The organism is Nocardia sp. NPDC101769 (assembly GCF_044766925.1).
Lineage (GTDB): Bacteria > Actinomycetota > Actinomycetes > Mycobacteriales > Mycobacteriaceae > Nocardia.
The window spans coordinates 1-8,696 of sequence record NZ_JBIWMX010000088.1; the positions used below are offsets into that span (position 1 = coordinate 1).

Here is an 8,696-nt window from a genome sequence, read left to right on the forward strand (position 1 = left end):
GGCAGCGGCGCCCAGCCGGGCGCGACACCGGCGGCGCGGGCGGCGTAGGCCACCATGACGTCGCGGGTGAGCGGGCCCATGGACCAGCCGTCGGCCGCGATGTGGTGGGTGACGAAAACGAGCACGTGCTCGACCTCGTCCGTCCCTTCCACGCGGAACAGCTTGGCGTGCACGGGAACTTCGACCGTGACGTCGAAACCGGTGGTGATCAGCGCGGTCACCCGCTGCTGCAGCTCGGCGGCCGCGATCACGACCGGAGTCAGGTCCGGCGTCACATCGGCCGCATTCAGGATCACCTGAGTCGCCACACCGTCGACCTGCGGGTAGATGGTGTGCAGTGTCTCATGACGTTCCACGACATCGCGGACGGCCAGTTGCAGGGCGGACACATCGAGCTCGCCGGTCAAGCGGACTGCGACCGGCAGGTTGTAGACCGCCGAGGCGATGTCGAACTGATTGAGGTACCACATACGCTGCTGCGCCAACGACAGCGGCAAGTGCTCGGGCCGCTGCCGCGCAACCAGCGGCAGGCGATCGCCCGCACCAGCTTCCGGTGCCAGGGTCGCCGCCAGCCCGGCCACCGTGGACACCTCGAACAAGGTGCGCACCGGCACCCGAGTGTCGAGGGCCGCACCGAGCCGCGCCGCGACCTGGGTAGCCAGCAGCGAGTTGCCACCGAGCGCGAAGAAATCATCATCGGCGCCGACACTGTCCACACCGAGCACACCGGCGAACACGGCGGCGACGGCGATCTCGGTCTGGCCCTCAGGGGCCCGGAACTCGCGAGGAGCGAATACCGGCGCGGGCAACGCCTTCCGATCGAGCTTGCCACTGGTGTTCAGCGGGAAAGCCTCCAGCGCGACAATCGCGCCGGGAACCATGTAGGCGGGCAGCGTTGTGGCCGTCGCCGCGAGCAGCTGCTGCTGGTCGATGGTGTAGCCCGGCGCCGCCACCACATAGGCGACCAACTGGTCGCCCAGCGCGTTCTGCACCACCACCGCAACCGCCTGGCTGACACAAGCCTGCGCCAACAGCACGGTCTCGATCTCACCGAGCTCGATCCGCTGGCCACGGAACTTCACCTGGAAGTCGGTGCGGCCGATGTACTCGAGACGGTCCGGCTCGGCACGCCACACCACGAGATCGCCGGTGCGGTACATGCGCTCACCCGGCTCGAACGGGTTGGCCACGAAACGATCCGAGGTCAACTCCGGACGCCCCACATAACCGCGGGCCAGCTGATCGCCGGCCAGATACAACTCACCCGGCACCCCGGCGGGAACAGGACCCAAACGTGCGTCCAGCACGTACACACGGCTGTTCCACTGTGGCAAACCGATCGGAACGGTATGAGCGTCGCCGCCCTCAGCGGTCCAATGGGTGATCGACACCGCCGCCTCGGTCGGACCGTAGAGGTTGTGCACCTTGATCCCGGTACCCAACGCCAGCACCGCGTCGACCGTCTCCGGCGGTAACGCCTCACCGATCGCGAACACATCACGCAGACTCGGCATCGAACCCGGCCGCGCATGCGCGGCGAAGACCGACAACATCGACGGCACGAAGTCGGTGACCGTAACACCCTGTGCCGCCATCGTTTCAGCGATGTAGTCGGTATCACGGTGGCCATCGTGGGTCGCGACCACCAGCATCGCACCCGCGCGCAGCGGCATGAAGTAGCCCCACAACGACACGTCGAAGGTGGTGGCGGTCTTCTGGAGATAGACATCGCGCGAGCTCATCGGGTACTGGCTCAGCATCCAGCTGATCTGGTTGTGGATGGCGTTGTGCGAGACCGCCACACCCTTGGGACGCCCCGTCGAGCCCGACGTGAAGATCACATAGGCAGGGTTCTCCGGACGGACCGGAACCCGCAGTTCGGCATCAGCCACAGGCTCGGCCGAGAACTCGTCGAGCACCACGGCATCCAAGTGCAGCACCTGGATTCCGTCGGGGACCGCGACCGCATCCGCGGTGGTGGTCAAGACACACGACGGCTGCGCGGTCTCGAGAATGTGGGCGATGCGCTCACCCGGGTGATCAGGATCCAACGGCACCCAGGCACCGCCCGCCGTCACGATCGCGTACATACCGATCACGAGATCCAACGAGCGGCGAATCGCCAAGCCCACCAAGGACTCAGCACCGACACCCTGTGAGATGAGCAGGCGCGCGAGCTGATTCACCCGAGCGTCGAACTCCGAGTACGTCAGCTGTTGGCCTTCGAAGGCAACCGCGACCCGTGCGGGAAATTCCGCGACCGCCCGGTGAAAGCCGTCGAGCAACAGCTCGGATTCGATCTTGTGCCTGGTGTCGTTGCGGTCCACCAGCGTCCGGGAACGTTCCTCGGCCTCGAGCAGCTCGATCTCACCGACCGCGACGCCGGCATCGGCGATGACAGCGTCGAGCACTCGCACCAACCTGTCGATGAACGACACCACGGTCGGCTCGTCGAACAGGTCGGCGGCGTAACCGAATTCGGTCACAAGCTCCGCCGGGCTGCCGTCCTCGGCGTACAGGTCATAGACCGTGATCTGCAGGTCGGTTTTGGCCAGTTGCGCATCGAAGGCGACCGGAGCCACGCGCAGGCCCGGTAGTTCGAAGACGGTCTCGGCCAGGTTCTGGAACGACAGGCCTACCTGGAACAGCGGGTTGCGCGACACGGAACGGACTGGATTGAGCACCTCGACCAGGCGCTCGAACGGCACGTCGGCGTTGGCGAAGGCCTCCAGATCGCGTTCACGAACCTCGAAGAGCAACTCAGCGAAACTCGTTCCAGGATCGACCTGGGTACGCAACACCAGGGTGTTGACGAACATGCCGATCAGATCGTCGAGTTCACGCTCACCACGGCCCGCGATCGGCGTGCCGACCGCGATGTCCTCGGTGCCCGACAGCCGCGCCAGCAGCACCGCGAGGGCGGCGTGCACGACCATGAACAGTGAGGCGTTGTTGGCCCGCGCCAGCTCGCGCAGCTTGGCGTGACGCTCTGCGTCGATGTCGAAGCGCAACGCTTTGCCTTGCACGGACTGGGCCGCGTGGGATCGACGGCGTTGAGCCAGACCAGGTCTGTCGGCAGGCAGCTCCAGCTGGTCCGGCAGCCCGGCCAGGGCATGGGTCCAGTACGCGATCTGTTCGGCGGTCAGCGATTCCGGATCGTCCTCGGCACCCAGCACCGCACGCTGCCACAAGGCGTAGTCGGCATACTGCACCGCCAATGGAGCCCATTGCGGGACATCGCCGTTCACACGCGCCATATAGGCGGCCATGGTGTCTCGTGCCATCGGGCCCATGGAGGCGCCATCGGCGGAGATATGGTGCACCGTGAACGCCAGGACATGCTCGGTGTTCTCGCTGTCGGTGATGCGGAACATCTTGATCGCCAGCGGCACCTCGACGGTGACGTCGAAGGTGGTCATGGCGAATTCGATGACCTTGCCGAGCAATTCGGCCTCGGTCACCTCCTCCAGCGCCAGCGACAGGTCGGTTTGCGAGACCGGCAGGATCACTTGATGCGGTCCCTCATCCACCTGCGGGTAGATCGTGCGCAGCACCTCGTGGCGGGCGATGACATCGCCGACGGCCTGCTTCATGGCGTCCAGGTCCAGCGCGCCGATGAGACGGACTGCCGCCGGGATGTTGTCGACCGCCGAGATGCTGGTGTCGTACTGGTTGAGGAACCAGTAACGGCGCTGCGCCGGGGACAGCGGTAGGAACTCGGGCCGGTTGCCGGCGATCAGGCGCGGGCGCGCACCGGATCCGGCATTGCGTTCCACACGTGCGGCCAGCGCCGCGACCGTGGACGCTTCGAACAGATCCCGCACCGCCAGCTGGGTGTCCAAGGCCGCGCCGAGGCGGGCGCCCACCTGGGTGGCGATCAGCGAGTTACCGCCGAGCTCGAAGAAGTCGTCATCCAGGCCGACCCGTCCGACGCCCAGGACCTCGGCGAACACGGCGGCGACAGACTCTTCGATCGGGGTGGACGGGGCGCGGAAGACCTTGGCCTCGAACACCGGCGCGGGCAACGCTTTGCGGTCCAGCTTGCCGGAAGCGTTGAGCGGGAAGGCGTCCAACACCACGAACGCGGTCGGCACCATATAGCCAGGAAGCCCGTCCCGAAGCGTGGCGCGCACAGCGTCGAGCTCAATGGCGAAGCCCGTCGCGGGTATCAGGTAGCCGACCAGCTGCTCGCCGAGGCGTTCGTCGCCGCGGACCACGACCACCGACTGCGCGATGGACTCGATGGCGGTGAGCGCGGACTCGATCTCGCCGAGCTCGATGCGCAGACCGCGCAGCTTGACCTGGAAGTCGGTGCGGCCCAGGTATTCGATCTCGCCGCGACCGGTCCACTTGACCAGGTCACCGGTGCGGTACATGCGCTCGCCGTCGTGGAACGGGTCCGCGACGAAGCGATCGGCGGTCAGGTCCGGGCGGGCGACGTAGCCGCGCGCCAGCTGGACGCCCGACAGGTACAGTTCACCCGCGACGCCGGGGGCGACCGGGTGCAGACGCGAATCCAGCACGTACACCTGGGTGTTGAAGACCGGCGCACCGATCGGCACCGAGGTGATATCGGCGTCAGTGACCTCGTGGTAGGTGACGTCGACAGCCGCTTCGGTGGGGCCGTACAGGTTGTGCAGACGGGCGCCGGTCAGCTCGCGCAGCTTCTGCGCCGTAGCCACCGGAAGTGCTTCGCCGGAGGCGAAGACCTGCTGCAACGAGGTCAGCGCTGCCGCCTTGTCCGGGTCGGCTTCCAGGCCCGCCACGAACACCGACATCATCGAGGGCACGAAGTGCGCGGTGGTGACGCCGGTCTCGATGATCAGGTCGGTCAGGTAGGCGGGATCGCGGTGGCCGTCGGGCTTGGCGATGACCAGCGAAGCGCCGATCTGCAAGGGCCAGAAGAACTCCCACACCGATACGTCGAAGGTGGCGGGCGTCTTCTGCAGCACCACGTCGTTGTCGAACAGCCCGTACTCGGTCTGCATCCACACCAGGCGGTTGACGATGGCGCTGTGGCTGACCGCCACACCCTTCGGGCGTCCGGTCGAACCCGACGTGAAGATCACGTACGCGATGTTGTTGCTGTGCAGCGGGGCGATGCGGTCGGCGTCGGTGATCGGGGCGTCTGAGTAGCCCGACAGCGCTCCACCTCCCTGCGCTTCGAGCTCGTCGATCAGCAGTGTGCGCGTGCTGGTTTCGAAGCCGTCGCGGGTGGTGCTGAGCACGCAGACCGGCTGGGCGGTGTCGAGCACGTACTGGTTGCGCTCGGCCGGGTGATCCGGATCCAGCGGCACGTACGCGCCACCGGCGAGGGTGACGGCGTACATGCCGACCAGCAGCTCGAAGGAGCGGCGCATACCCAGGGCCACATAGGAATCGGGTCCGACGCCCTCCGAGATGAGGTGCCGGGCCAGCTTGTGCACCCGCGAGGCGAACTCGGCATAGGACAGACTCGTCCCCTCGAACACCAGCGCGGTGAGGTCGGGCGTTTGCCGTAGCTGGGTCTCGAACATCGACGCCAGCGTGACCTCGGTACCGATCTCACTGCCGCCCAATACGACTCGCTCGACGTCGTACTCAGTGGCATTGCGGCCGCGTAGCAGCTGGCGACGCTCGGCGTCGTCCAGTAGCTCGATATCGCCGACCAGCGCGGCCGGCTCCACGACCACAGCCGAGAAGAGGCGCACCAGGCGATCCGCGAACGCCGACACCGTCGCTGCGTCGAAGATGTCGGTGGCGTACGTGAATTCTGCGACCATGCCGTCGACGTCGCCCTCCGCACCGACACGCTCGGTGAGGTTGAGGTGCAGGTCGAACTTGGCGGTGACCACGTCCAGCGGCACGCCCGCCACTTCCAGGCCGGGCAGGGCGAAGGTCGCCGCGCCGGTGTTCTGGAACGACAGCATGACCTGGAACAGCGGGTGCCGCGCCTGCGAGCGGGCCGGGTTGAGGATCTCGACCAGCCGCTCGAACGGCACGTCGGCGTTGGCGAAGGCCTCCAGGTCGCGTTCGCGGACCTCGGAGAGCAGGTCGGCGAAGCTCGTGCTGGCGTCGACGGCGGTTCGCAGCACCAGGGTGTTGACGAACATGCCGATGGCGTCGTCGAGCACCTGCTCGCCACGACCGGCGACCGCGGTGCCGATGGCGATGTCGTCGCCGTTCGACAGGCGGGCCAGCAGGGCCGCGAAGGCCGCGTGGACCGCCATGAACAGCGACGCGCCGTGCTCACGCGCCAGATTGTTGAGCTTGGTGAGCAGCTCGGCGGCGATCGAGAACTCGTGCACGCCACCGGCATTGGAGGCCACCGCCGGGCGCGGGCGGTCCGAGGGCAGGTCGATCTGGTCGGGCAGCCCGGCCAGCTCGTCGCTCCAGTAGGAGACCTGCTGGGAGATCAGCGAGTCGGCCTCGTCCTCCGAGCCGAGGGTTTCGCGCTGCCACAGCGCGAAGTCGGCGTACTGCACCGGCAGCGGAGCCCACTGCGGCGCTCCGCCATTGGCGCGCGCCATGTAGGCGACCATGACGTCGCGGGCCAGTGGACGCACCGACCAGCCGTCACCGGAGATGTGGTGCACCACGAAAACCAGGACGTGCGTGGGCACTTCGGCGTCGGAGACCCGGAACAGTCCGGCGCGCACCGGCGCGGACGCGGTCACGTCGAAGCCGGTGAGCACGAGTCCGGCGATGCGGTCGCGCAGTTCGGCCTCGGTCACCGCGATCGGGGTGAGACCGGTGTCGCCGCCGTGAATGCCGGCGTCGGCCGAAGCGTCCAGGTGGATCTGGTCGGCGGGCAGGATGACCTGCACGCCACGGCCTTCCGCGTTCTCCGGGTAGACGGTGCGCAGCACCTCGTGCCGCTCGAGCACGTCGCCGACGGCGGCCAGCAGCGCATCCACGTCCAGGTCGCCGGTGAGGCGGACCGCGAGGGGGATGTTGTTGACGGCCGAGGCGGTGTCGAAGCGGTTGAGGAACCACATGCGCTGCTGGGCCAGCGACAACGGAATCTCGGCGGGACGCTGCTGGGTCACCAGTTCGCGGCGTGTCCCGGTGCCCGCCTGCGCCTGGGCGCGGGCGGCCAGTCCGGCCACGGTCGGAGCGTCGAACAGCGCGCGGACCGGGATCCGGGTGTCGAGCGCCTGGCCGACGCGCGCCACCACCTGGGTGGCGATCAGCGAGTTGCCGCCGAGTTCGAAGAAGTCGTCGTCGAGGCCGACCCGTCCGACGCCGAGGACGTCGGAGAAGGTGCCCGCCACGATCTCCTCGATCGGGGTGGACGGGGGGCGGAAGACCTTGGCCTCGAACACCGGCGCGGGCAGCCGCTTGCGATCCAGCTTGCCGGAGGCATTGAGCGGGAAGGCATCCAGCACCACGAAGGCGGTCGGCACCATGTAGCCGGGCAGGCCGTCCTGGAGCTCGGCGCGCACGGCGTCGAGGTCGACGGTGTGGCCGGCGGTCGGGATGACGTAGCCGACCAGCTGCTCGCCGAGGCGTTCGTCAGCCCGGACCACGACCACCGACTGCGCGATGGACTCGATGGCGGTGAGCGCGGACTCGATCTCGCCGAGCTCGATGCGCAGACCGCGCAGCTTGACCTGGAAGTCGGTGCGGCCCAGGTACTCCAGCTCGCCGCGACCGGTCCACTTGACCAGGTCACCGGTGCGGTACATCCGCTCACCGGCCGGGGTGAACGGGTTGGCTACGAAGCGATCCGAGGTCAAGTCCGGTCGCGCGACATAGCCGCGCGCCAGCTGATCGCCCGACAGGTACAACTCACCCGCCACACCCACCGGAACCGGATGCAAACGCGAATCCAGCACGTACACCTGGGTGTTGAAGACCGGCGCACCGATCGGCACCGAGGTGATATCGGCGTCAGTGACCTCGTGGTAGGTGACGTCGACAGCCGCTTCGGTGGGGCCGTACAGGTTGTGCAGACGGGCACCGGTCAGCTCGCGCAGCTTCTGCGCCGTAGCCACCGGAAGTGCTTCGCCGGAGGCGAAGACCTGCTGCAACGAGGTCAGCGCTGCCGCCTTGTCCGGGTCGGCTTCCAGGCCCGCCACGAACACCGACATCATCGAGGGCACGAAGTGCGCGGTGGTGACGCCGGTCTCGATGATCAGGTCGGTCAGGTAGGCGGGATCGCGGTGGCCGTCGGGCTTGGCGATGACCAGCGAAGCGCCGATCTGCAAGGGCCAGAAGAACTCCCACACCGATACGTCGAAGGTGGCGGGCGTCTTCTGCAGCACCACGTCGTTGTCGAACAGCCCGTACTCGGTCTGCATCCACACCAGGCGGTTGACGATGGCGCTGTGGCTGACCGCCACACCCTTCGGGCGTCCGGTCGAACCCGACGTGAAGATCACGTACGCGATGTTGTTGCTGTGCAGCGGGGCGATGCGGTCGGCGTCGGTGATCGGGGCGTCTGAGTAGCCCGAAAGATCGATCTTGTCGATGAGCAGTGCCTCACCCGTCATTCCAGCATGCTTTTGGCCGGAATCCACCGCTGCATCGTGTGGATCCCGGCCAAGAAGCGCGCCGGGATGACGGGGTGCGGTCAGCTCGAAACCATCGCGCGAGGTGCTGAGCACGCAGACCGGCTGTGCGGTGTCGAGCGCGTACTGGTTGCGCTCGGCCGGGTGGTCGGGGTCCAGCGGCACGTACGCGCCACCGGCGACCGTGACGGCGTACATGCCGAC

General features: G+C 67.5%; 1 protein-coding gene. It reads right to left on the bottom strand.

Annotated features, from left to right (window positions below; translation table 11 throughout):
• On the bottom strand, positions 1-8,696 hold an 8,696-nt coding region (locus ACIRRA_RS45075), incomplete at both ends, for an amino acid adenylation domain-containing protein (protein WP_402782010.1).